This is a genomic window from Streptomyces daqingensis (assembly GCF_014645895.1).
Taxonomy (GTDB): Bacteria; Actinomycetota; Actinomycetes; order Streptomycetales; family Streptomycetaceae; genus Streptomyces; species Streptomyces daqingensis.
Map to the genome: position 1 here is coordinate 75,011 of NZ_BMMP01000012.1, position 24,202 is coordinate 99,212.

A 24,202-nucleotide genomic window follows, 5' to 3' on the forward strand; every position below is an offset into this window, starting at 1 on the left:
GGCGCCCCCGGAACCGGCCCGGCGCACACGTCGCCTGACGGGTAACGGAGCACGCGGGCACGGAAAAGCCGGGGGCGGCGTGTGAATCGCGGTGGCCTCAGCTCAGCGGAGATGCCCCGTGTCGTTCAGCAGACGCAGCGACGCGGTGCCGTCCGCGTAGTAGTCCACGGACGACAGGGACGCCGCCGACAGCTCCATGCGGAAGAGCGACTCCGGCGGGGCGCCCAGCGCGAGCCTCGCCAGGATCTTCACCGGCGTGACGTGCGTGACGACCAGCACCTTCCGGCCCGCGTACCGGGCCAGCAGCTTGTCGCGCGCCACCGCCACGCGACGCGTGACCTCGGCGAAGCTCTCACCGCCCCCCGTCGGACGGACCTCGGTCGAACCCAGCCACGCCTCCAGGTCCTCGGGGTAGCGATCACGCACCTCGGCGAAGCTGAGACCTTCCCACGCGCCGAAGTCCGTCTCGCGGATGCCCTCTTCGATGCGGACGTCCAGCCCGGTGCGCTTCGCGACGGCGGCCGCCGTCTCGCGGCAGCGGCGCAGCGGGGAGCTGACGATGGCCTGCAGGGTGCCGCGTTCGGCGAGCGCCCCCGCGACCGCGTCGGCCTGGCGCCGCCCCGCCTCGGAGAGTTCGGGGTCCGTGCCGCCGCTGCCGGAGAAGCGCTTGCTCGGCGTCAGCGGGGTCTCGCCGTGACGCAGCAGGACGAGCGTCGTCGGCGGCCCGAGGTCCGGGCCCCAGCCGCTGGACGGCGCGGACTCGGCGGCGCTCCCCTCCGCGGGCGCCGACGCCCGGGCCGAGGGGACGCCGGCTGCGGGGGCGGCGTCGGGAACGGCGGAAACGGCGGCGTCGAGCTCCGCGGTGGACTCGCCGGCCGACCACCGCTCGCCCCGCTTCCCCGCGTCCATCGCCTCGTTGGCGAGCCGGTCGGCGTGCTTGTTCTTCGCCCGCGGGATCCACTCGTAGCGGATCACGGAACCCGGCGGGAAGACCGCCTTCGCCTCCGCCGCCAGCGGCCGCATGTCGGGGTGCTTGATCTTCCAGCGGCCCGACATCTGCTCGACGACCAGCTTGGAGTCCATCCGCACCAGCACCTCGGCGGCCGGGGCCAGTTCGTGCGCCGCCCGCAGCCCCGCGATGAGCCCGCGGTACTCCGCGACGTTGTTGGTCGCGACGCCGATGTACTCCGCCGTCTCGCGCAGGACTTGACCGCTGTCCGCGTCCCGCACGACGGCGCCGTACCCCGCGGGGCCGGGGTTGCCGCGCGAGCCGCCGTCCGCCTCGACGACGAGGGTGAGACCGGCCCCGGCGCTCCGTCCCGCCGTCACAGGCCGGACTCGGGCGTACGGACGAGCACGCGGCGGCAGTTCTCGCACCGCAGGACCTCGTCCTCCGCGGCGCCGCGCACGTCGTTGAGCTCCGTGATGTTCAGCTCCAGCCGGCAGCCCTCGCAGCGGCGCTGGAAGAGACGTGCCGCCCCGACGCCCCCCTGCTGCTCGCGGATCTTCTCGTACAGCTTCAGCAGGTCTTCGGGAACGGTGCCGGCGACCACGTCGCGCTCCTTGCGCACCGACGCGGACTCGGCGTCGATGCCCTCCACCGCCGCGTCGCGCCGGGAGCCGGCGTCCTCCACCTTCGCCTGCACCGCGTCCACGCGCTGCGCGAGTTCCGCGGCGCGCTCCTGCGCGGCCTCGTGGCGCTCCATCACCTCGAGGACGACGTCCTCCAGGTCGCCCTGCCGCCTGGCCAGGGACGCGATCTCGCTCTGCAGGCTCTCCAGGTCCTTGGGGTTGGTGACGGCGCCCGAGTCGAGCCGCTTCTGGTCGCGGGCGGCGCGCTGGCGCACCTGGTCGACGTCGCCTTCGGCCTTCGCCTGCTCACGCGCGGTGTCGCTCTCCTCGGTGCGGGAGGCGACGAGCAGGTCGCGGAGCTGGGCGAGGTCGGCCTCCAGGGTCTGGATCTCCTCGTGCTCCGGCATGCTCTTGCGCTTGTGCGCGAGCTGCGCGAGGCGCGTGTCCAGCGCCTGGACATCGAGCAGCCGGATCTGGTCGGCGGGCGCGGCTTTCAGTTGGGGGCTCCCGGGGTGAGTTCGTCGGAGTCGCCCCGGCCCGCACCAGGGCGGGCAGGGGCGGCTGCGGATTCGGTGGGCGCGGCACCGGAGGCCGCGTGGGCTGTCCAGGGGTCGGTCACGGTGTGGGAGACGTGCGTGCGCAGGCCCCAGCCGTGCCGGTCGGAGATCTCGTCGAGCTGGGCGGCGGCCTGCTCGCACCAGGGCCACTCCGTGGCGAAGTGGGCGGCGTCCAGCAGCGCGAGGGGTGAGTGCTCCCGCGCCTCGGAGGCGGGGTGGTGACGCAGGTCGGCCGTCAGGTAGGCGTCGACACCGGCCGCCCGCACCTCCGCGAAGAGGCCGTCGCCCGATCCGCCGCACACGGCGATCGTGCGTACCGTGCGGTCCGGTTCGCCGGCGGAGCGGATGCCCTGCGCCGTGACGGGAAGCCGCTCGGCGGCCCATACCGTCAGCTCCGACAGCCGCATGGGGCGCGGCAGTTCGCAGACGCGGCCCAGCCCGCGGCGGCCCGCGCTGTCCGACGGGTCGGGCACGAGAGGGCCCAGCACCCGCAGATCCAGGGCCCCGGCGAGCGCGTCGGAGACGCCCGGGTCCGCGGTGTCGGCGTTGGTGTGGGCGACGTGCAGCGCGACGCCGTTGCGGATGAGCGTGTGGACGACGCGGCCCTTGAAGGTGTCCGCCGCGACCGTGGTCGTCCCCCGCAGGTACAGCGGGTGGTGCGTGACGAGGAGTTGGGCACCCAGCTCCACGGCCTCGTCGGCGACCTCCTGCACGGGGTCGACCGCGAAGAGGACCCGCTCCACCCGTGCACCGGGAGCGCCCACGTCGCCGCAGACCGTGCCGACCGCGTCCCACTGCTCGGCTCGCTCGCGCGGCCACAGGGCGTCGAGCGCGGCGATGACTTCGGAGAGTTCGGGCACGGGGAAAGGCTACCTTCCAGGCAGGACCGGTATCCGGCCACCGTACGACGGCACCCGGGAGGTGCCCGCGAGGCGGACGTCGCGGCCTCCACGGCTCCCCTCTCCCGGAAAGCACCGCTCACTGCGCCCCGCTTCGCACCCCTTTATCCAGAGTGCCGCTTGCACATGCCGAGCGCCTCGCGCAGGCAATTCGCACATCGGCCACTCATCCGCGTGAAGCGCGCGAACTCGCATTGTTCGGACGGGGATACGGCGCCTAGCTTCCTCACTGGAGGTGATCGACCCATGACTGCCTGTGCCTCGGAGGGCATCGCGGCGGACAGCCGGACGGCAAGGCACTCCACTTTCACGATCGCGGCTGACGGCGCCTACGCGGCACGGCTCAACGCGTCGGCGGAGGGCGGCTGGTATCCCGAGCGCTGGACCCTGGACGGCCCGGAGCCCTACGCGGTGCCGCTCCCGGGCGACCGCCCGGAGGAGGCCGGCAGCCAGGTGCTGCCCCTGTCCGACGGAAGGGTCCTGATCGCCCGGCGGGAGACGGGGCGCTACTCGCTGGCGCTGCTCTATCCGACCGGTCCCGCCACGGGTGAACTCCCCCTGGGAGCGGTCGAGTCCGAGCACCTCGCGCTGCTGCCCCCCGCCCCCTGCGGGAGGCGCGCGTACGCGCTGACCCCGGGCGAGCGCAGCACCGGCGTATGGCTCGTGGCCGGAGGCGGCGAGGGAATTCCGCGGCTCCTCGCCGAGGTGCCCGGGCGCTGCTCGGGCGGGGCCTGGCTGGACCGCGAGGGGAGGCTCCTCGCGGTGGACCGTACGGACACCACGGGCACGGGGCGCACGAAGACCGTCGCGGTCGACTTCGCCCGGCACGGCGAGGTCACCCCGCTGCTGCAGATCACGGACGACAGCGACGACCGCCTGCTGCTCGCCGACATCGACAGCGGGCTGCTGATCGTGCGGTCGAACGCCCCCGGGGAGGCGCGGCTGGGCTGGGGAGTGCTCGGCAGCCACCGGCCCGTGCGGTTCCCCGAATCGCTGCACCCCGAGGACGCGCTGCTCACCCCGTTCGCCGTCCAGCCGGGGCAGATGCTGCTGCCGGAGAGCTGCGCCGTGGCGCTGCACGGGCAGACGACCGGGTCGCGGGCAGGCGGCGCCTGGCTCGGCGTGTGGCGCCCCATGCAGAAGGAGCTGCGCAGGTTCCGGGCGCCCGGCGGCTGGCTGCCGGGCAAGGGCGTGTGGACGCGCGAGGGCGAACTGCGGCTTCCCTGTGCCACGGCGCACGTGCCGTGCGGGCTCGCGCGGCTGCGGATGCGGGGCCGCAACCCGGCGGACGAGGCGCGGCCCACCGTCGCGGGCACCGGAACCGGGACTGGTCCCGGTAATGGGCCGGGCGGGACTTCCGAGCGGGGCGCCGAGTCTCGAGCCCTCCACGGCGGGGGCGGGGCCCTCCACGGCGACGGAGAGGGGGAGTCGCCCTCACGGCCTCGCTACGGGGAAGAGCCTCCCGCCGACGCCGGGGCTGCCGCGGGCTCCCGGGCCGGCGCGGACTCCGGTGCCGAAACGGGAACCGAGGCCGGCGCGGGCGCCGACTCCGAGGCGCAGCCCGTGGCCGTCCCGGACGGTGGCGTCCAGCCGGTTCCTCCCCCGGCTCCTTCCCAGGTCTCTCCGCCGGCCCCGACGCCGGTGTCTCCCCACGCCGTTCAGCAGCCCGAGGCCGCTGCCGAGCCGCAGCCGGACGCGCGACGGGGCCCGGGACAGGGGCCGCCCTCCGGCACCGGAATGCATGCGGGCCCTCCCGCGCCCGAGGAGACCGCCGCGGAGAGCGCGGAACTCCCCGCCGGCCCGGCGGGAATCCCGCCCCCGCCGCGGCTCCCCCTGGAGAACGCGCCGTTCCGCCAGGGCCCGCCGGTCCGGCAGGAGGCACCGGAAGCGGCGGCGCCCAACCCGCCGGGCTCCACCGGCGTTCCGTGCCCGCCCGCCGTGGAGTATCCCCCCGCGTTTGAGGGCCGTTCACCCGCTCCGAGTGCGCCCTCCGGGCCGCCGGACCGGCAGCGCAGGCCCCTCGGCCGCCCCCGTCGGCCCGTACCGCTGCAGGACGCGCCGCTGCCGACGTCCCTGCCCCTGCCGGGAGAGTCGGTCCCGACGCATACGGCGTGAGCGGAAGGTCCCGGCACTGCGCCAGGGCCCGAACCGGTACGCGCCGCGCGCCAGACGGTGCGCGGCGGCCGGCGGCCCGCCGATTCCGGCCGCGCGAATGCGGCACCGCGAGGAACGGCAAGTGTCCGGCGTCAGCGGCCTTCTCGCCCGGCAGGAGGAGCGTGGCCGGCGGCCGCCCCCGCACGAAGTCCACGTACCGAGCGTGCGGCGTGAGGAGCGTGCGGTCGCTGGAAGGTTCGGTCGCCGGGAGACGTCTCAGGAGTGCTCGACCACCGCGTCCGTCAGCACGGGAGCCTCGTTCCGCTCGACGGCCGTGACGGCCAACTGCACGCTGCCGGCACCTCGTCCGGCGCCGCCCTCGCTCTGCGTCCACATGCTCACGCGCAGTGTCTCGCCCGGGTAGACGACCCCGGAGAAGCGAGTGCTGTAGCCCTTCACGCGCGACACGTCGCCGTCGAGCACCGTGTCGACGACGGCCTTGAGCACCATTCCGTACGAGCAGAGCCCGTGCAGGATGGGACGCTCGAAGCCCGCGAGCCTGGCGAACTCCGGATCGGCGTGGAGCGGATTCCAGTCCCCCGACAGGCGGTAGAGCAGGGCCTGTTCCTCGCGGATGCCGCGGCGCACCTCGCGGTCGGGGCTGCGTTCGGGCACCTCGGTACGCGGTGACGGCCCGCGTTCGCCCCCGAATCCGCCCTCCCCGCGGACGAACAGCTGGGACTCCGACGTCCACAACGGGCCGTCCTGGTCCGCGGTTTCGGAACGCAGCACGATGACCGCGGCCTTGCCCTTGTCGTACACGGCGGCCACCGACGACGTCTGCTCCGCGCTGCCCTCGACGGGTATCGGCCGGTGCGTGCGCACCGTCTGGGCTCCGTGCAGCACCGACGCCGCGTCCACGTCGATGCCCGGTGCCGACAGCCCCGCCATGACGCCGAGGCCGCCGCCGGCCACGGTGGCGAAACTGGGCAGCACGTGCAGGCGGCTCTCCAGGGTGTAGCGCAGCTCGCCCGGCTCGGTCGCCGGTACGCCCGCGCCGAGCCCCAGGTGGTAGAGCTGAACGTCCTTGTGTCCCCAGCTGATCCGGGTGCTGCCCGGCCCTGCGGACACGGCCCGTTCGACGTCGATGGGCATCGCTTCTCGGCTCCTTCGGCATGTCCGTACCCGCCGTCCTCGCGGACCGGCTGTACGGCTCGGTTCCAGTGCGGCTCGTTCCTGGCACCCGCACGACCCCGCCGGAAGCGTACGGCTGCCGCCCCGGCCGGAATGCGGCCCGCCCCCGGAAGGACGGGCCGTGCTCGGAGCCGCAGCGCGCGCGGAGGGCGAGATCGGCACCAGCATTCCGCATTCGGCGCGCTTCCGGAACAACGGCCCGGGCGGCCGGGACGGCCGCACCGCCGGGCACAGGGCGGGCGCCGTACCCGCGCGGCTCGCTCTCGGAGCCGGCGAACGGCCGGCTCGGAACCGGCCAACCGGGCCGCGGCGCACGCCACTTCCGCACTCCGGCGGCGTACGGCCCGGCCCCGTGGCCGCCCCCGGCCGCTCAGCTCTTTCCGGCGTGCCCGGCCGTGGGCTCCTCGTCCTTCCGCCGCCGCTCGCGATTTCCGGGGCCGCGCTTCCCCGAGGCCGGCTCTCCCGGATCTGGCTCCTCCGAACCGGACTCTCCGGGCTCGCGCTCCGGCCGGGGCATCGCGAAGAGCACCAGCAGCGCGCAGATCACGAGGATGCCGGTGGCGGTGCGGAAGGCGAGGCCGTACCCGGACGCCAGCGCCTCCGGGGTTCCGGCTCCCTGGATGCGGGCTGTAGCGACCGTCGAGAGCACCGCGAGCCCGAGCGAACCGCCCACCGTCCGCGAGGTGTTGGCGAGCCCGGACACCAGCCCGGCGTCGCCGGGAGGCGCCTGGGACATGGCCGCGGAGGCCAGCGGAGTCGTCGCCATGCCCGCGCCGAGGGCCATCATCACGCCGGGCCCCGTGACCGTCTCAAGGAAGCCGCCGCCGGCGTGCATGCCGCTCTGCCACAGCGTTCCGGCCCCCGCGAGCAGCACCCCCGCGAGCGCCACGTTGCGCGCGCCGATCCGCGTCATCAGGTACGGGGCGGTCTTGGCGCCGACGACGATGCTGAGCGACTGCGGCACGAACCCGAACCCGGCCTGCAGCGGCGAGTAGTGCAGCACGTTCTGCATGTACAGGGACATGAAGTACCACATGCAGAACATCGCTCCGCCGCAGACGAACATCGCCGCGTTCGCCGCCGATACGGCACGCCGGCGGAAGAGCCGCAGCGGCATGAGCGGCGCCGCGGTGCGCGCCTCCACCGCGAGGAACGCCCCGAGGAGGACCAGCCCGGCGGCGAGCGGAACGAGGGCGTCCGCCGAGGACCAGCCCGCGGACTCCGTCCGCACGATGCCCCAGGCCAGCGCGCCGAGTCCCGCGGTGGCGAGCACGGCGCCCGGCACGTCGAGCCGCCGCGGAGCCGAGGGGTCCCGGGCCTCCGTCAGCCACAGGGAGGCGGCGACCAGCACGAGGGCACCGGCCGGCACGTTGATCAGCAGCACCCAGCGCCACGACAGCATGTCCGTGAGCACACCGCCCACGAACCCGCCGGCCGCTCCGCCTCCGGCACCGACGGCGCCCCAGGTGGCGATGGCGCGGGTACGGGCGCGGCCCTGCGGAAAGGAGGTGGAGAGGATCGTCAGCGTCGCCGGGGCGAGCACCGCCGCACCCGTGCCCTGCAGCCCGCGCGCGGCCAGGAGCTGCCACGGTTCCCGGGCGAGCCCGCCCAGGAGGCTGGCGACGGTGAACAGCGCGAGACCCAGCAGGAAGACGCGCTTCCGGCCGAAGATGTCCGCGGCCCGGCCGCCCAGCAGCATGAAGCCGGCGAAGGTGAGCGTGTAGCCGTTGACGACCCACTGCAGGCCGGCCGCGTCCATCCCGAGGCCGGTGCCCATGGACGGCAGAGCGACGTTGACCACCGAGACGTCCAGGACCACGAGGAACTGGCCGACGCACGCCGCGAGCACGACGATCCACATGCGGGCGGGCCGTGTCTCCGCCCCGCCGCCGCTCGGGGCGCAGCCGTCGTCGGGGTCGCCGGAGCGGTCGCCCGGCCGGGGTTGGGCGGAGGAGGACATAGTGGCCATGCTCGCACTCGGCCGTCGGACCGCCCATCGGGTATCCGGCGTACGGGAGAGGCCGGTCAGGCGTCCGGCCGGATGCCCGTGCCGCCCCCGTTGCCGCTCTCCCGCCGGGAAAGGGAGCCGCTGACGGCCTGGTCATCGGAGCCGGCGGTGGAAGAGCCGGCGGTGCCGTCAGCGGGCTCCCACAGCGGATGCTCGCGCCGGGCCCAGGCGCGGTCCGCCCAGCCCGTGCGCATCGCCCTGCGGGCCTCAGGGCGCGCGGCGGCCATCGCGACGTGCGCCGCGAGGACGACGCCGACGGCCAGCGCGAGCCAGTCGTGCACGAACGTGGCGCTCGTGCGCCAGACCAGCGGCGCCAGCCCGGTGAACCACATCAGGAGGCCGGTGCCGGTCATCACCAGCACGGCTCCGGCGATCCAGGCGGCGAACACCTTCTGCCCGGCGTTGAACTTGCCCGCCTCCCACTGCTCCCAGCGGCCCGGATGCGGACGGCGGGCGCGCAGCGCGGCCCTGAGCCACCGCCCGTCGTGCGGTCCGAAGCGGTTGAGACGGCGCAGGTCGGCACGGAGCGGGCGGGAGGCCAGCCCCAGCAGGAGCGGCACGGGCAGAGCCAGCCCCGACCACTCGTGGACGGTCACCACCAGGGCTCGGCGGCCCACGAGTTCGGCCAGCACCGGCATGTACAGGCACAGCGCCGAGCCGACGCACAGCGCCATGAGCACCGCCGTGGCGTGGTGGCACCAGCGCACGGCGCGGGCGAAGCGCAGCACGGTGCCGGAGGGCCGGGGGCTGCCCGGGCCGCCGGAAGGCGGGGCGGGCGCGTCCGGTTCCGCGCGGGCCGGGTCCGGGTGTTCAGGCTGCTGTCGGAGCATCGTCACGTCCGTTCGACTTCCCCACCCAGGCGTCGACGTCGTATCCGCGCTTCTCCCAGTAGCCGGGCCGCACATCGCGGGTGACGGTGATGCCGGAGAGCCACTTCGCCGACTTGTAGAAGTACATGGGCGCGACGTAGAGCCGCACCGGGCCGCCGTGCGCGTGGCTGAGCGGCTTGTCCCGCATGCGCAGCGCGACGAGGACGTCGTCGCGCATGGCCTGCTTCAGGGTGAGGCTCTCGCTGTACACGCCGTCGAAGCATGTGAAGCGGACGGCTCCCGCGCCGGGGCTTACGCCGGCCGCTTCGAGGAGCTGTGAGAGGCGCACCCCCTCGAAGGGCGTCCGCGGCACGCGCCAGCCCGTCACGCACTGCACGTCGCGGACCATGCGCCGCTGCGGGAGGTCGCGCAGTTCGGCGAGGCTGTACCGGCCGGGGCGTTCGACGAGCCCGCCGACCGTGAGGGCGTAGTCGCCGCTGCCCTTGCGGGGGACGGACGAGGCCACCGAGTAGTAGCGGAATCCGCCGCCGTTGGGCAGCAGCCCGCTCACCCCCGTCGGGTCCTTGCCGGAGACGGCGCCCAGGACGCCCTCCATGCCGCGCTGCAGTTGGGGGGCGGCCACGAGCCCGGCCGCTCCGAGGCCGAGCATGCCGAACACCACCCTCCGGCCCACGGGTGAACCCTGGCCGTCGGCTGGGGAGTTGTGCGGGGTCGGTGTGTCCACGGGAGTGATTCGAGCATCGCGCGGGCAGGACGCGCCAGCTTTGTTGCGCATGCGTCAGAGTTCCGTCATCTTCCCGGCACCGGAGGGCAGGCGGGCGTGCGGCTTCCGGCCCGCCCGCCGGGCCGCGGAGCGGGTGGGGCAGCATGGGCGGCGACGTCGCGCCGCCGGAGGATCCAGATGACGCAGGCCAGCAGGGCGCCGGAGCCCGCAGCACCGGAAGCCGCACCCGGGCCGGAAGCAGCGGGGCCCGGAGCAGCTGAGTCCGCACGGCCCGCTGCCGCCTCACTCGCCGCCTTCGAAGCCGCCAAGGGCTTCATGCCGGCCGACGAGGGCCTCGCCCTGTACGCCGCGGCGGTACGGGCGGCACGTCTGGGTCTGCCGCTGCTGGAGATCGGCACGTACTGCGGACGCTCCACCGTGCTGCTCGCGGACGCCGCCCGCGCCGCGGGCGTCACGGCGGTCACCGTCGACCACCACCGGGGCAGCGAGGAGCAGCAGCCCGGCTGGGAGTACCACGACCCGGAGGTCGTCGACCCGCACAGCGGGCTGATGGACACGCTGCCCGTCTTCCGCCGGACGCTGGCCGAGGCGGGCCTCGAGGAGCACGTCGTGGCCGTGGTGGGCCGCTCGCCGCGCGTCGCGGCCGTGTGGGGAGGCGAGTTGGGGATGGTGTTCGTCGACGGCGGCCACACCGACGAGCACGCCACGGCCGACTACGAGGGCTGGGCACCGCACATCGCGCGGGACGGCCTCCTTGTCATCCACGACGTCTTCCCCGACCCCGCCGACGGCGGCAGGGCGCCGTACCGGATCTACCGCCGTGCGCTGGCCTCCGGTGCCTTCGAGGAGGTCTCGGTGACGGGCTCGTTGCGCGTTCTGCGGCGTACCGGCCCGGGAATCTGACGGAGCCCGTAGCATCCCTGACGTGCATGAGGGAAGTCCGCCACCGAACGAGCAGCCGCCGGGGACCCGTTGGGCTCCCCGGCCCGGAGCCGCGCGGGGCAGGCATGCCGCCGCGGTCGTGGCCGTGCTGCTGCCGGCCTCCTTCGCGGCGTGGCTGATCATGCAGGCCGCCGGCGGGGGCTCCGGGGAGGGAAAGGCGGCGCCCACACTGCTGCCGCCTCCCGGGTCGTCGGAGGAGGACTCGCAGGCGTCGGACGGGCGTCCGTCCGGAGACGGCGGTGAGGCGACGCGTCCGCCCGGGCCGGAGCGGAAGCCCCTCGCGGGCAGGACCGTCGTGATCGACCCCGGCCACAACCCGCGCAACCGCGACCACGCGGCGGAGATCAACCGCACCGTCGGCATCGGCACCTCCCGCAAGGCGTGCGACACCACCGGCACCGCGACCGAATCCGGTTACGCGGAGGCGGAGTTCACCCTCGACCTCGCCCGCCGGGTCCGCAACGGCCTGGAGAGGCAAGGCGCCACGGTGAAGCTGACGCACGACGGCGGCCGCGCGTGGGGGCCGTGCGTCGACGCCCGCGCGAAAGCCGGCAACGAGGCCGGCGCCGACGCGGCCGTCTCGCTGCACGCCGACGGCGCGCCGGCGCGTGAGCGGGGCTTCCACGTGATCCTTCCCGAGTCCGTGGACGAGGGGGCCGCCGACACCCGCGCCATCGCCGGGCCCTCGCGCGTCCTGGGACGTGAACTGGTCGCCGCCTTCCGCGAGTCCACCGACGAGAGGCCCGCCCGTTACATCGGAGACGGCAAGGGCCTGGACACCCGCGGCGACCTGGGCGGACTCAACCTCAGCCGGGTCCCGAAGGTCTTCCTGGAGTGCGGGAACATGCGCAACGCCGAGGACGCGAAGCGCCTCACCGACAGCGAGTGGCGTGACCGTGCGGCACGCGGAGTCGCCGAGGGCGTCGCGGAGTTCCTGGAGGGAAGGCCCAAGTCCTGAAGCACGCGTGCCGGCCTCTCCTGGCGGACCGGCGGACCAGCGGCCCGGCAGCGAACCCCGCACAGCAGTCGCCGCCCCGGTGCTCCCGTCCGCCCCGCGCGGGGAGGCGCGAAACCTCGCGGAACCCGGCTCGCGACCGGTCTCGTACGGAACCCTCCGAGCGGTCCCGTACGGAGCCGTTCGCGCGTCCCCGTCCGGAAGGCGACCCGCCCTGCCGGGCGCCCGGCCCGTCCGTACGATGGGGTGCTACCCGGCCCGGAACAAGACCTCTTGAAACCTCCTAAGGACCCCACGTGAACATCCGCTCGCTCACACGAGGCGATGGCGCGGTGATCGGGGCAGCGGTGCTGCTGCTGATCGCTTCCTTCCTTCCGTTCTTCGATCTCGATCGTGACTGCCCCATCGACTCCTGCAGCGTCTCCGCCTGGTCCCGGGCCACACTGCCGATGCTGCCGAGCGTGCACCTGCTCGGGCTCGTCGCCGCGGCGCTGTTCGTCGCGGCCCGGCTGCTGCCGGAGGGCCGCAAGCTCCTCGGGATCGCGCTGGACCAGTGGGGCCTGGTGCTGAGCCTGGTGGTGGCGTGGACCGGCGTGTGGTCGCTGGTGTCGGTGATGCTGCCCGTGCTGGACCAGCCGGACGGGGCGGCGGACCCCAACGAGAACTGGGCGCTGGGCGTCGGCGCGTACCTGACGCTGCTCTTCTCGCTGCTCCTCGCCGCGGCGGCGGTCGCCGGCTCGCTGGTGCCGGCGATGAAGGCCCAGTTGCTCCCGGCGCCCAAGCCGAAGCCCACGCCGTACGGCGGGCAGCCGGGCGGCTACGGGTACCCGGGTCAGCCCGGCCAGCAGGGTCCGTACGGCGGGCAGCCGCAGGGCGGTTACGGCTACCCGGGCGGGCCCCAGCCGGGGCAGCCCCAGCCGGGCGGGCCGCAGCCGGGGCAGCCCGGTCAGCCGCAGCAGGGTGGTGGTCCGGCGGCAGGCGGAGGAGCCCCGGACCCGAACTTCCAGCCGTTCTGGTTCGCCGTGCCCGTCACGCGCCCGCTCTTCGGCGAGGACGGCGGACAGCAGCCCGTCGCGGAACTCGCCCCGGGCACCTGGTACTTGGCCGTGGACCAGCGCGGTTCGGCGCTCGTCGCGCAGACGCAGGACGGCCGCAGGGGCGTCCTGCAGGACACCTCGGGCATCCAGCGCGGCTGAGTCGCGCGGCCGCGCCCGAACCACGGACGGCGAGGGCCCTCTTCCCGGAGCTCCGGGAAGAGGGCCCTCGCCGCTGTCGCGTCAGCAGCAGTCCGGCGGCAGCCCGTCGGGGAGGCGTTCGCCGCCGAAGACCTGGACGGTGGGCTCGTCGCCGCCCAGTGCGGCGACGGCCAGCAGCAGCGAGCCGGCCGTCCACGTCGTGAGCTCCTCCGGCCAGACGGCGTCGTCCTCGAAGACGTAGCCCGTCCAGTAGAGACCGCCCTCGGCGCGCAGGTGCTGCACCCACTTGAGTATCTGCAGCGCCCGGTCCGACTCCCCCATCGCCCAGAGGGCCAGGGCGAGTTCGGCGCTCTCACCGCCCGTGACCCAGGGGTTGGGCAGCACGCACCGCACGCCCAGGCCGGGCACGACGAACCGGTCCCACCCCTCGTCGATGCGGGCCCTGGCCTCGTCGCCCCGCAGCACCCCGCCGAGGACGGGGTAGTACCAGTCCATCGAGTAGCGGGACTTGTCGAGGAACCGCTCCGGGTGGCAGCGCACGGCATGCCCGAGCTGCCCCAGGGCCAGCTCCCAGCCGGGCTGGCTCTCCTCGCGGTGCTCGGCGAGCGCGAGCGCGCAGCGCAGCGCCTGGTGCACGGAGGCGGATCCGGTGAGGAGGGCATCGGTGACGGGTGTGCCGTCGGGCTCCCGCTTCCACCCGATCTGCCCGCCGGGCTGCTGCAGCCGCAGCACGAACTCCATCGCGGACACGACGGCGGGCCACATGCGCTCCAGGAACGCCTCGTCGCCGGTGGAGAGGTAGTGATGCCAGACGCCGACGGCGATGTACGCGCAGAAGTTGGTCTCGCGTGCCCGGTCGGTGGGCCGGGAGGCGTCCCCGTCGGCGTAGGCGGCGTACCAGGAGCCGTCGGGCAGCTGGTGTTCCGCGAGCCAGCGGTAGGCGGCGCCGGCGCTTTCGTGTTCGCCTGCCGTGTCGAGGGCCATGGCCGCCTCGACGTGGTCCCAGGGGTCGAGGTGGCCGCCGCGGAACCACGGGATCGCCCCGTCCGCGCGCTGCACCGCCAGCAGCCCTCTGACGGTCTGACCGGCCTGCTCGGCGGTCAGCACGCCGTCCAGTACGAGGCGTTCGGTGCGCTCCGGGCTCGTCACGCCTTCCCCCGGCCGGCTGCCTGTGCCCCGGGGGTGGCGGCGGCGGTCCCGTCGGCGGCGGCTGCGGGGTCCGGTACGCCGGCGGGCAGGTGCGGCTTCGTCGCGTACGCCACGAAGCTCTTGCCGATGAGCGGGTCGAGCGCCCGCTCCGCCAGCCGCGTGGCCAGCGGCTTCTTCATGATGTCCCAGACCAGCAGCTTGTGGTAGGCCCGCACCGGCAGCGCCGCCTCGTCCCCGTCGCGTTCCACTCCGAACGCGCACTTGAGCCACCAGTACGGCGAGTGCAGCCCGTGAGCGTGGTGCGTCCCGTACGGGCGGAGCCCCGACTCCCGCATCTTCCGCAGCAGTTCGTCGGCGCGGTAGATGCGGATGTGACCACCCTCGACCTCGTGGTACGCGTCGCTGAGGGCCCAGCAGACCTTCTCCGGCCCGTAGCGCGGGACGGTCACCGCGATCCGGCCGCCCGGCCGCAGCACGCGGACCATCTCCGCCAGCACGCCCTTGTCGTCGGGGATGTGCTCCATGACCTCGGAGATGATCACGACGTCGAAGCTGTCGTCCGGGAACGGCAGCGCCAGCGCGTCTCCCTCCATGGCGGTGGCGCTCGCGCCCGCGGGCGCCTCCCCCGCCTCCGCCATGGCGGCGAACCAGGAGGCGACCTCGCGGATCTCCTCCGCGTTGCGGTCGAGAGCGACGACGCGTGCTCCGCGCCGGTAGCACTCGAAAGCGTGCCGCCCGGCACCGCAGCCGAGGTCGAGTACACGGTCTCCGGGTGCGAGCGGGAAGCGGGAGAAGTCGACGGTCAGCACTGTGTCTGCCTCTGCTTTCGGCGAGTTGGCGGAGAGGGCGGGGGCGGTCGCACGGCAGGCGGGCGGTCGCACGGCAGGCGGGCGGGCGGCCGCCTGCCGTGACGGAGGGCTCAGCGCGGCACGCTCAGCACCGGCCCGTCCCGGTGTGCGGCGGCGTGCGGGCGTCCGGCGAGGGCGGCGCGGTAGTGCGCCGCAGTGCCCCGGGCGGCCTGCTCCCAGGTGAAGCGGCTCAGCACCCGTTCGCGCCCCGCGGTTCCCAGCCGGACGCGGAGTTCGGGGTCGCCCATCAGGCGGCCCAGCGCGGCGGCCAGAGCGCCCGCGTCGCCGGGCGGCACGGCCAGGCACGTGTCGCCGTCGTCGCCGGCGACCTCCGGCAGGGCCCCGCCCGTGGTGGCGACCAGGGGAGTGCCCGTCGCCATCGCCTCCACCGCGGGCAGCGAGAAACCCTCGTACAGCGAGGGCACGCAGGCGACTTGGGCCGTGCGGACCAGGCCGGCGAGCTCGGCGTCGCTGATGCCCTTGACGAACTCCACGGCGTGCTCGAGTCCGTAGCGCCGCATCGCGTCCGCCACGGGCCCCTCCGAAGGGCGCTTTCCGACGACGACGAGGTGCGCGTCCTCGACTTCCGTACGCAGCTTGGCGAGTGCCTCCACCAGATGCACGAGGCCCTTGAGGGGCACGTCCGCGCTGGAGGTGGTGACGATGCGTCCGGGCACCTCGGGGACCGCCGGGTCGGGCGCGAACAGCTCCGTGTCGGCGCCGATGTGGACGACGTGGATGCGCTCCGGACGCACGCCGAGGTGGTCGGTGATCTCCTGCCCGGAGGTGCCGGAGACGGTGAGCACCGACGGCAGCCTCCGAGCCACGCGCCGCTGCATCCGCGTGAAGCCGTACCAGCGGCGCACGGACGCGCGGGCACGGCGGCTCGTGGCGGCGTCCAGCTCCAACTGCCGGTCGACGGTGATGGGATGGTGGATCGTCGTGACCAGCGGGGCACCGAGATCGCCCAACAGGCCGTAGCCGAGCGTCTGGTTGTCGTGGACGACGTCGAACTCGCCGCGCCGGGCGGCGAGATGACGGCGGGCGCGCAGCGAGAACGTGAGGGGCTCCGGGAAGCCGCCGGTCCACATCGTCGCCACCTCCAGCCAGTCCACCCAGTCCCGGTACTCGCCGCGGCCCGGCGTCCGGAAGGGATCGGGCTGGCGGTACAGGTCGAGGCTGGGGAGTTCGGTGAGGGTGACGCCCTCGTCGAGCACGGGGTAGGGCTGGGCGCCGAGCACCTCGACGCTGTGCCCCAGCCTGGCCAGTTCGCGGGACAGGTGGCGCACGTAGACGCCCTGGCCGCCGCAGAACGGGTTGCCCTTGTAGCTCAACATGGCGATGCGCAGAGGTCTTTCGCCGCCGCTCCCGTACAGGCCGGACACGGAGGCCGGCTCGGCGCCCGCCACCGCGGACGTTCCGGCAGGCGATTCCGGCTCCTGGACCCGGGCGGCGGACCCGCCGGGGCCGGCCCCGGCAGTCGAACCGGTACGGGCGTCCCGTACGGCCTCTGCGGTCACTCACGGCCCCCTTCATGGCTGTGCTTCGCCGGAGCGTAGCCGCCGGATGCCCCGCACGTTGACGGAAGGCCGGGCCGGCCGGGCCGCTCCGACCCTCGGGGCAAGAATTTACCGGCCAGTCACTTTCTCCGAGCACCGGGAGCGGGTGATTCGCGCCACCCGGCGCCCACGACGGTCCGCCGCGCCGCCGCGCCGCCGGAACCACGGACGTCGCGGAGCTCTGCGTGCAGGACGAACGGCCGCGGCCGCCCGCCCCGGGACCGCGAACGGCCCGCCGCCGTCCCGTCCGCCGAACTCCCGCTCCCCGCACGCCTCCTGGCACCCGGGCGCATTGAGGGGATGGGCCAGGTTCGGAGTCGGTACGTTCGCACCCATGCGGATCACCAAGTACACCCATGCATGTGTACGGCTCGAACACGACGGCCGCGTGCTCGTCATCGATCCGGGGACGTGGAGCGAGCCCGCGGCCCTCACCGGCGCCGACGCCGTACTGGTGACGCACGAGCACGCGGACCACGTCGACGTCCTCCGCCTCGCCGGGCTCGGCGTGCCGGTCTACGCCCCCGCCGAGGCGGACATCCCGGGCCTGGAGGTGGTCGGGGTGTCCTCCGGTGGGGAGTTCACCGCCGCAGGCTTCCGCGTACGGGCGGTCGGCGGTCGTCACGCCTTCGTTTACGGCGGCAGGCCCGACTGCGCGAACCTCGGCTACATCGTCGAGTCCGACTGGCCGGACACGGTCTACCACCCCGGGGACTCGCTGCACGTGCCCGAAGTGCCGGTCGACACGCTCATGGTTCCGGCACAGGGATCGTGGATGAGCACCGCGGAGGCGATCGGCTTCGTCGACGCGGTCGGGCCCCGGCGGGCGTTCGCCGTACACGACGGGCAGCTCGACGAACGCGGGCTCAGCAGCGTCAACGGCTGGCTCGCCGGGGAGACCGACTCCGGCTACCGGTACCTCCGGCCGGGCGAAACCCTTTGAGCGGGGCGAATCCTGAGCAGACTCGGTCAGGGAACGCCTCAGACGGGCGGCTGCCCCGACGCCGGCGTGAAGCGGACAGGCGTACCGGGTACCGCCTGCGCCGCCGCGGCGAGGGCCCCCCGCAGCGCGACGCCGATCACCGGGTAGCCCCCGGTGACGGGGTGGTCGGCGAGGAAGACGACGGGACGCCCCTCGGGCGGCACCTGGAGGGCACCCGCCACCATGCCCTCGCTGGGCAGTTCGGCCGGCTCCGCGCGTTCGAGGACGGGCCCTTCGAGCCGCAGGCCGACGCGGTTGCTGTCGGCGGAGACCCGGTACTCGCCGGTGAGCAGGGTGCGCAGCGCCTCGGGTGTGAACCAGTCCGCGCGGGGCCCCGGGACGACGGGCAGCAGCAGCTCCCGGGGCGGGGCGGCCCATGGTGCGGCATCGGCGTGGGCGGCGACCGCGCCGTCGTGCCCGCCGGACGCGGTGCTCCCGCCGAGCGGGAGGCGGTCTCCGTCCCGCAGCGGGCCCGGGCCGAGCCCGGAGAGCAGGTCGGTGGAGCGGCTGCCCAGGACGGGCTCCGCGTCGACTCCACCCGAGAAGGCCAGGTAGGAGCGCACCCCGAAGCCGGCGGGGCCCACTTCCAGCACCGCGCCCGCCGGTAGCCGGAACGGCACACCCCAGGGCGCGGGCCGCCCGTCGACGCTCACCGTGCAGGAGGCGCCCGTCACCGCCGCGCGGACAGCGGCACCGTCCCCGGCGACGGCGCGCACGGCGCAGCCGTTCACCGTCGTCTCCAGGGTCGCGGCGCCGTCGGGGTTGCCGAGGAGCCTGTTGGCGAGCAGATGGGCCGGCTCGTCCAGCGCGCCCGACCGGGGCACGCCGAGGTGCGCGTGGCCGGGGCGGCCCAGGTCCTGGACGGTGGTCAGAGCCCCGGCGCGGACGACGTGCAGCTCCACGGCGTTCACGCGTCGTCCCCCTCCTCAGGCCGCGGTGCCGCTCCGGTGCCGTCCTCCGGGACGAAGCGGACCCGCGTGCCCGGTGCGAGCAGAGCTGCCGGCTCGCGCTCGGTGTCCCACAGCACGGTGCGCACGGCTGTGCCGATGAGCTGCCAGCCGCCGGGCGAGGACCGCGGGTAGACGCCGGTGTACGGCCCGGCGAGCCCCACGGCGCCCGCCGGGACGCGGGTGCGCGGATCGGAGCGGCGCGGTACGTGGTACTTCTCCGGCAGCCCCGTCAGATAGCCGAATCCGGGGGCGAAGCCGCAGAAGGCCACCCGGAAGTCGGTGGCGGCGTGGATCCGGGCGACCTCTTCGGGGGCGACACCCCACATCGCGGCGACGTCGTCCAGGTCGGGCCCGTCGTAGCGGACGGGGATCTCCACAGCGGGCCCGGCGCTGCGCACGAGCGGGGGGACGTCCCACTCGGCCAGCGACGCGGCGAGCCGCTGCGGCTCGGCCAGCCCGTCCAGCAGTACGGTGCGTGCGCCCGGCACGATCTCGGTGACCTCCGGCAGGCGGCCGGCGTCGCGGCGGCGGAGCAGCTCGGCGTGGAACGCCTCGGCCACCTCTCCGTCGGGCAACTCCACGAGCAGGGCGTCCCGGCCGACGGGGAGCACGACCGGCCGGGGTGCGGCGTCCGCCGCCCTGTGTCCGTCACCCGCGCGCGTGACGGCGGCCCGGCTCTCCGCTCCCGTGTCCGTGCCGGTCATGCGAAGGCTTTCAGCGTGACGTCCGCGCCGCCCAGCTCGGCCCGGATCCGGCGGGCCAGCTGTGCGGCGCCGGGGGTGTCCCCGTGGAGGCACAGCGAGCGGGCGGGCAGCCGCAGGGGCGTGCCGTCGACGGCCGTGACCTCCTCGCCGCGGGCGATGGCGAAGCAGCGCGCGATGATCCGCTCGGGGTCGTCGAGCAGCGCGCCGGGCTCGGTGCGGGGCACCAGCGTGCCGTCCGGACGGTAACCGCGGTCGGCGAACGCCTCGTTCACGACCGGCAGCCCGGCGGCCGCCGCGGCGGAGTGCAGTTCCGAACCGGGGAGCCCCAGCACGGGCAGGGTCCCGCCCGCCAGGCGGATGCCCTCGACGACGGCCGCTGCCTGCCCGGCGTCCCGCACGCAGCGGTTGTAGAGCGCTCCGTGCGGCTTGACGTAGCGGACGGCGGAGCCCGCCGCGCGGGCGAAGATCTCCAGAGCGCCGATCTGGTACGCGACCTCGGCTGCGAGGTCGGCGGCGGGTACGTCCATGGAGCGGCGTCCGAAGCCCGCCAGGTCGCGGTAGGAGACCTGGGCCCCGATGCTCACGCCCGCGGCAACGGCGCGCTCGCAGACATGGCGCATGGTCACGGGGTCCCCGGCGTGGAATCCGCAGGCGACGTTGGCGCTGGTGACCGAGGTGAGCAGGGCGTCGTCGTCGGTGAGCTGCCACCGCCCGAAGCCCTCTCCGAGGTCGGCGTTGAGGTCGATCATCCCTGTCAACCTACGGGATTGTTGAACAATACGGCAAGGGGGATGTTGTCTAGCCTGCACTTGTGGGATTCACTGGGGCGGACCAGCCGCACGAAGGAAGAACACCATGACCGCCGACGCCGGCTCCGGCCTGGAGCTGACCGAACTCGCCGCCGACCGGGCTCTGTTGGGGCGCACCAGCACCGCCGAGCGCGTCGCCGGCATCCTGCGCGAGCGCATCGCCCAGGGCTTCTTCCTCCCCGGTGTCCGGCTGTCCGAGGAGCGCATCGGCAGCGCCCTCGGTGTCTCCCGCAACACTCTCCGTGAGGCGTTCCGGCTGCTGACGCACGAGCGGCTGCTCGTCCACCGGCTCAACAAGGGCGCGTTCGTACGGGTCCTCTCGGCGGCGGACATCGCGGACATCTACCGGGTGCGGAAGCTCGTGGAGTGCGCGGCCGTCCGGGGCCTGGGCGAGCCGCCCCACCCGCTGAAGGACGTCGCCGCCGCGGTCGAGGCCGGCGAGCAGGCCGCGGCCCGAAGCCAGTGGAACGACTGCGGCACCGCCAACATCCACTTCCACCAGGCCCTCGCCGGTCTCGCGGGCAGCGAGCGCACCGACGACCTGATGCGCGGCGTCCTGGCCGAACTGCGCCTGGCCTTCCATGTGATGGACGATCCCCGCCGCTTCTACGAGCCCTACCTCGCCCGCAACCGCGAGATCCTCACCTCGCTGGAGAACGGCGACGCGGCCGCGGCCGAGCGCATGCTCGGCTACTACCTGGAGGACTCGCGGCGGCAGGTGATCGAGGCCTACCCGGAGCAGCCGGCGCACGGCTCCGGCTCCGGCCTTCGTTGAACGATCCGCCCGAGTAGCGCGGCCTCACGTCGCGCGGCTCCCGGCCGTGCTTCAACCCCGGGAAGGAGCCGCCGTCCGCGGGGCACGTCCCGTCCCGTGTGTGACCCCCGGACGGATGAGAACCCGGAAGGTGCGCGGCCCCGGTCCGCCGCCGGGCCCCGGTCTGGCAGCCGCCGACCGGCGAGGGCGCCTGCGGCGCGCCGCGCGGGCAGCGCGGGCAGCGCGGGCAGCGCGGGCAGCGCGAACGAGCAGGGAGGTGGCCCGGCAGTGGACGCGGACCTCGAACGCCACTACTCGCGTCTCGCCTCCGCCTACGACTCCACGTGGGCCGGCCGGCCCGAATACCTCGACTGGATGGAGCGGCAGATCGTCTCCCGCCTCCGGCTGCGGCGCGGCGAGCGCACGGCCGACATCGGCGCCGGTACGGGGCTCTTCCTGCGGCGTCTGCTGGAGTACGCCGACGAGGAGACACCTGTCGTCTGCGTCGACCCCTCGCAGCCCATGCTCGACCGGCTGCCGCACGATCCGCGCCTCCTGCCCCTGCGGGCGACGGCGGAGGAGTTCGCGGAGGGGGCCCGCGGGCCGGGCGGTCCCCTTGAGCTTCCGTGCCCGGAGTTCGACGCCGTCCTCATCAAGGAGGCGGTGCACCACTTCCCGGATTTGCCGTCGACGCTGTCCGGCCTGGCGCGGCGGCTCGCGCCGGGCGGGCGGATCCTCATCGTGACGCTGCCGCCGAAGCTCGAATACCCCCTCTTCCGCGCGGCGCTTGACCGCTTCGCCGCCCACCAGCCCGAGCCGGAGCACATCGAGGCGGCGCTGCGCCGCGCAGGCCTCGGAACCCGCACCACCTACGCGCAGTTCCCCGTCGCCGTCGAACGCGACCACTGGATGCGTCTGGTCGCGGGACGCTGGATGTCGGTGCTCTCCACCTTCTCCGACGCCGAACTCGCCGACGGGCTGGAGGAGATGGCCGGGAGCGCGGCCGTACGTCCCGGCGGCGTCCTGCACTTCCCCGACCGCTTCGCCTTCGTCGAGGGACGAGCCGCCCCCGCAGCGGACGCGGAGGCCCCGGCGGCGGGCTGAGGGGTCCCGGGAGGCGGCCGGTTAGAGTATCGGTGCAGACATCGCCGCCGATCGAGGGAAGCCGGTGTGAATCCGGCGCTGACCCGCAACCGTGAACGGCGCCCGCGAGCACGGAGGACCGTGCGGGCCCGTGAGCCGGAGCACCCGGTCGTCGGCAGGGCTCGCGGAGCCGCGGCATCCCGCCGGAAAGCGGGGGGCGGCGGCTCCCACCGTCGAGGTTTACGGAGCTGAGCCGGGTGTGCCGCACGACCGAGCGCAGGTGCACGCGCCCGGCGGGCGGGGCGGCCGAGCACGGCTGCGTACCGCTCACCGAAAGGCACCCCCATGTTCGTGCGCCGGAGCTTCGCAGTCATAGCAGCGGCGTCAGCGCTCTGCGCCGTCACGGCACCGGCGGCATCCGCCCGCGCCGCGGGATCCGCGGCAGCGGCCCCCGGATCCGCCGCCGCGCCGGCCGGCAAGCTGCCCGACGGCCTCTACGGGAAGTCCGACCCCAAGTACGACGGCGTGTGGCGCCAGTCCGTCGCCCTCCTCGCCCAGAAGGCCGCCGGCGCGAAGCCGGCCGCCGAGGCCGTGGAGTGGCTGGCGCGGCAGCAGTGCGACGACGGCTCGTTCACGTCCTACCGCGCGGACCCCGGCGCCGAGTGCGACGCGAAGAAGACCCCGAGCGACACCAACGCCACCGCGCTCGCCGTGCAGGCGCTCTCCGCCGTGGGCGGCCGGGGCGGGACGGTACGCGACTCGCTGGACTGGCTGGAGTCGGTGCAGAACGAGGACGGCGGCTGGGGCTACAACCCCGGCAGCCCGAGCGACGCCAACTCGGTGTCGGTCGTCATAGGCGCCTACTCGGCGGCCGGCCGCGACGCGGAGCGCATACGCAAGGACGGCGACTCCCCGTACGACGCGCTGCGCAAGCTCCAACTCGGCTGCGACGCCGACGAGTCCGACCGCGGCGCCTACGCCTACCAGCCGGGCAAGAAGGGCGAGCTCGAAGCGAACGGCGACGCCACAGCGGCCGCCACGCTCGCGGGGTTCGGCTCCGGCCTGCTCGTCGGCGCCCGTGAAGGCGACGGCGGCGGGACGGCGAAGGGCAAGGCCCGGAAGCAGCGTCCGCTCGAACCGCCGAAGTGCGGCAAGGACGGCAAGGACGGCGACGGGAAGCTCCCCGGGGGACGGACCGAGGCGGCGGAGGCCGGCGCCGCGTACCTGGCCGCCGTGCTGAAGAAGGGCGGCGGCCATCTGCGCGCCGTGACACCGGGCGCCGAGGGAGGCCCCGACTACGGGAACACCGCCGACGCGGTGATCGCCCTCGCCGCGGGCGGCCACCGGGCCGAGGCGGAGAAGTCGCTGGACTGGCTCGCCGGCGGGCTCGGCAAGTGGGACAAGTCCCGCAACGACCCCGCGGCGATCGGCGGCGTGATGCTGGCCGTACACGCCACGGGAGGCGACGCCGCGAAGCTCGGGAAGACCGCTCTGCTCGAACGCCTCAACGCCACGGGCCCGCGCCCCGCCCGCATGCCCGACGCGGACGGCGGCGGGAACGGCGAGGAGGACGGCGGCGACTTCACGAAGTGGTCGCTCGTCGGTGCCGGCATCGCAGCCGGCGCGGGCGTCGGCATCCTGCTGAGCGGGCGGCGGAAGCGTCAGGGGCTGTGAGGGCGCGGCGTGCGGGACGCGGCGTGCACCTAGTCCGGCTCGGCGTCGTCCTGGCCGTGTCGGCGTCCGCCGGTGCCGTGCCGGCCGCCGCGGCGGTCGCGGCTCCCCAGCAGGACGGCGGCAGTTACCGGTACTGGTCGTTCTGGGAGCGCGGCGGCAGCGGCAGTTGGAAGTACGCCACGCAGGGGCCGTCCGTCCTCCGCCCCGAGGACGGCTCCGTGCTCGGCTTCCGATTCGCGCTGAGCGAGAACTCGCAGGACGCCGCGAAGCCCCGCGGCAGCGCGGACTTCGCCGCCGCGTGCGCGGACACCCGCGAGCGGAAGGGCCGCAAACGCGTCGCCCTGCGCCTCGACTTCGGCACCGCCGCCGACGCCCCGGACGGCGAGCGCCCGCCGAAGTCCCGTACCGCGTGCGCCAGCGTCGACGCGGACGCGAACGCCGCCGAGGCTCTCGCCGGAGTGGCGAAGCCGCTGCGCTACAACTCGGACGCGCTGCTGTGCGCCGTCGAGGGTTACCCGGCGCGCGGCTGCGGTGAGCAGGTCCGCGGAGAGGGCGGGTCCCGTGAGGACAGCCGCCCCGGCGGCGACGGGGACGTGGGCAGCGGCGCGGACGGCGACGGGACGGTAGGTCTCGGTCCCGTCGCGGGGATCGCGGCGGGTGCCGCCGCGATCGCGGTCCTCGCCGCGGCCGCGGTACGGCAGTCGCGCCGCCGCGGGTGA

General features: G+C 74.7%; 22 protein-coding genes and 1 riboswitch. Of the genes, 9 read left to right on the top strand and 13 right to left on the bottom strand.

From position 1 onward, the window contains the following. Nucleotides 1–102: 102 nt before the first annotated feature. The 3 genes from IEY56_RS18500 to IEY56_RS18510 are packed head-to-tail and all read right to left on the bottom strand — an operon-like array spanning nucleotide 103 to nucleotide 2,989. Nucleotides 103–1,329 carry a bifunctional RNase H/acid phosphatase gene (locus tag IEY56_RS18500; RefSeq protein WP_189038347.1) on the bottom strand — a complete coding sequence of 409 codons (1,227 nt, stop codon included), beginning with the start codon at nucleotides 1,327–1,329 and terminating at the stop codon, nucleotides 103–105. Beyond that, complete coding sequence (locus IEY56_RS18505) at nucleotides 1,326–2,069, bottom strand: zinc ribbon domain-containing protein (RefSeq protein ID WP_189038479.1); 744 nt, start codon at nucleotides 2,067–2,069, stop codon at nucleotides 1,326–1,328. The genes IEY56_RS18500 and IEY56_RS18505 overlap by 4 nt, the downstream gene beginning before the upstream one ends. Next, the gene (locus IEY56_RS18510; protein WP_189038348.1) at nucleotides 2,066–2,989 is read right to left on the bottom strand and encodes a Nif3-like dinuclear metal center hexameric protein; all 924 of its coding nucleotides are present in this window, start codon (nucleotides 2,987–2,989) and stop codon (nucleotides 2,066–2,068) included. Before IEY56_RS18510 ends, IEY56_RS18505 begins: the two co-directional genes overlap by 4 nt. 285 nt (nucleotides 2,990–3,274) lie before the next feature. On the opposite strand from IEY56_RS18510, the gene IEY56_RS28945 reads away from it, so the two are divergent. Beyond that, nucleotides 3,275–5,143 (top strand): hypothetical protein, encoded by a 1,869-nt coding sequence (locus IEY56_RS28945; RefSeq protein ID WP_189038349.1) that lies wholly within the window; start codon nucleotides 3,275–3,277, stop codon nucleotides 5,141–5,143. A gap of 255 nt (nucleotides 5,144–5,398) precedes the next feature. Here IEY56_RS28945 and IEY56_RS18520 read toward each other — a convergent pair whose 3' ends face one another. From IEY56_RS18520 to IEY56_RS18535, 4 genes are all read right to left on the bottom strand, one after another. Then, nucleotides 5,399–6,277 (bottom strand): MaoC/PaaZ C-terminal domain-containing protein, encoded by an 879-nt coding sequence (locus IEY56_RS18520; protein WP_189038350.1) that lies wholly within the window; start codon nucleotides 6,275–6,277, stop codon nucleotides 5,399–5,401. Nucleotides 6,278–6,686: 409 nt separating this feature from the next. Next, nucleotides 6,687–8,276, bottom strand: a complete 1,590-nt coding sequence (locus IEY56_RS18525; RefSeq protein ID WP_189038351.1) for an MFS transporter — start codon at nucleotides 8,274–8,276, stop codon at nucleotides 6,687–6,689. A 65-nt stretch (nucleotides 8,277–8,341) separates the two neighbouring features. After that, on the bottom strand, nucleotides 8,342–9,052 hold the full coding sequence (locus IEY56_RS18530; protein ID WP_268241335.1) for a cytochrome b/b6 domain-containing protein: 711 nt from the start codon (nucleotides 9,050–9,052) through the stop codon (nucleotides 8,342–8,344). Nucleotides 9,053–9,134: 82 nt separating this feature from the next. Then, nucleotides 9,135–9,878 carry a molybdopterin-dependent oxidoreductase gene (locus IEY56_RS18535; protein WP_229712010.1) on the bottom strand — a complete coding sequence of 248 codons (744 nt, stop codon included), beginning with the start codon at nucleotides 9,876–9,878 and terminating at the stop codon, nucleotides 9,135–9,137. Between the two features lie 177 nt (nucleotides 9,879–10,055). Between IEY56_RS18535 and IEY56_RS18540 the strand changes: the two genes are divergently transcribed. From IEY56_RS18540 to IEY56_RS18550, 3 genes are all read left to right on the top strand, one after another. Beyond that, a complete protein-coding gene (locus IEY56_RS18540; RefSeq protein ID WP_189038353.1) occupies nucleotides 10,056–10,781 on the top strand; it encodes a class I SAM-dependent methyltransferase in 726 nt (241 codons plus the stop codon). A 22-nt stretch (nucleotides 10,782–10,803) separates the two neighbouring features. Next, complete coding sequence (locus tag IEY56_RS18545) at nucleotides 10,804–11,778, top strand: N-acetylmuramoyl-L-alanine amidase (RefSeq protein ID WP_229712011.1); 975 nt, start codon at nucleotides 10,804–10,806, stop codon at nucleotides 11,776–11,778. 293 nt (nucleotides 11,779–12,071) lie between these two features. Next, nucleotides 12,072–12,971, top strand: a complete 900-nt coding sequence (locus IEY56_RS18550) for a DUF5336 domain-containing protein (protein WP_189038354.1) — start codon at nucleotides 12,072–12,074, stop codon at nucleotides 12,969–12,971. A gap of 81 nt (nucleotides 12,972–13,052) precedes the next feature. Here the strand turns inward: IEY56_RS18550 and IEY56_RS18555 are convergent, their stop codons facing one another. The 3 genes from IEY56_RS18555 to IEY56_RS18565 form a co-directional block, all read right to left on the bottom strand. After that, nucleotides 13,053–14,120: a prenyltransferase/squalene oxidase repeat-containing protein gene (locus IEY56_RS18555; RefSeq protein ID WP_189038355.1), complete on the bottom strand. Its 1,068-nt coding sequence runs from the start codon at nucleotides 14,118–14,120 to the stop codon at nucleotides 13,053–13,055. After that, entirely contained in the window at nucleotides 14,117–14,929 is an 813-nt protein-coding gene (locus tag IEY56_RS18560; RefSeq protein WP_189038356.1) for a class I SAM-dependent methyltransferase, read from the bottom strand. Before IEY56_RS18560 ends, IEY56_RS18555 begins: the two co-directional genes overlap by 4 nt. Before the next feature lie 110 nt (nucleotides 14,930–15,039). Next, nucleotides 15,040–16,377, bottom strand: coding sequence for a glycosyltransferase family 4 protein (locus tag IEY56_RS18565; protein ID WP_229712030.1), 1,338 nt, complete (start codon nucleotides 16,375–16,377; stop codon nucleotides 15,040–15,042). Nucleotides 16,378–16,861: 484 nt separating this feature from the next. On the opposite strand from IEY56_RS18565, the gene IEY56_RS18570 reads away from it, so the two are divergent. After that, nucleotides 16,862–17,470, top strand: coding sequence for an MBL fold metallo-hydrolase (locus tag IEY56_RS18570; RefSeq protein WP_189038357.1), 609 nt, complete (start codon nucleotides 16,862–16,864; stop codon nucleotides 17,468–17,470). Nucleotides 17,471–17,508: 38 nt separating this feature from the next. On the opposite strand, the gene IEY56_RS18575 is transcribed toward IEY56_RS18570, so the two are convergent. The 3 genes from IEY56_RS18575 to IEY56_RS18585 are packed head-to-tail and all read right to left on the bottom strand — an operon-like array spanning nucleotide 17,509 to nucleotide 19,912. Next, a complete protein-coding gene (locus IEY56_RS18575) occupies nucleotides 17,509–18,420 on the bottom strand; it encodes a 5-oxoprolinase subunit C family protein (RefSeq protein WP_189038358.1) in 912 nt (303 codons plus the stop codon). Continuing rightward, complete coding sequence (pxpB, locus tag IEY56_RS18580) at nucleotides 18,417–19,163, bottom strand: 5-oxoprolinase subunit PxpB (RefSeq protein WP_189038359.1); 747 nt, start codon at nucleotides 19,161–19,163, stop codon at nucleotides 18,417–18,419. Before pxpB ends, IEY56_RS18575 begins: the two co-directional genes overlap by 4 nt. Next, nucleotides 19,160–19,912, bottom strand: a complete 753-nt coding sequence (locus IEY56_RS18585) for a LamB/YcsF family protein (protein WP_189038360.1) — start codon at nucleotides 19,910–19,912, stop codon at nucleotides 19,160–19,162. The genes pxpB and IEY56_RS18585 overlap by 4 nt, the downstream gene beginning before the upstream one ends. A 106-nt stretch (nucleotides 19,913–20,018) precedes the next feature. Here IEY56_RS18585 and IEY56_RS18590 point away from each other — a divergent pair, with 106 nt between their 5' ends. The 4 genes from IEY56_RS18590 to IEY56_RS18605 all read left to right on the top strand — a co-directional run bounded on the left by IEY56_RS18590 (nucleotide 20,019) and on the right by IEY56_RS18605 (nucleotide 24,202). After that, a complete protein-coding gene (locus IEY56_RS18590; RefSeq protein ID WP_189038361.1) occupies nucleotides 20,019–20,747 on the top strand; it encodes a GntR family transcriptional regulator in 729 nt (242 codons plus the stop codon). A gap of 267 nt (nucleotides 20,748–21,014) precedes the next feature. Further along, complete coding sequence (locus IEY56_RS18595) at nucleotides 21,015–21,830, top strand: class I SAM-dependent methyltransferase (protein ID WP_229712012.1); 816 nt, start codon at nucleotides 21,015–21,017, stop codon at nucleotides 21,828–21,830. 55 nt (nucleotides 21,831–21,885) lie between these two features. Further along, nucleotides 21,886–21,950: riboswitch (cobalamin riboswitch) on the top strand. Between the two features lie 204 nt (nucleotides 21,951–22,154). After that, entirely contained in the window at nucleotides 22,155–23,483 is a 1,329-nt protein-coding gene (locus tag IEY56_RS18600) for an SCO2321 family membrane protein (protein WP_189038362.1), read from the top strand. Nucleotides 23,484–23,506: 23 nt separating this feature from the next. Then, nucleotides 23,507–24,202, top strand: a complete 696-nt coding sequence (locus IEY56_RS18605; protein ID WP_373292123.1) for an SCO2322 family protein — start codon at nucleotides 23,507–23,509, stop codon at nucleotides 24,200–24,202.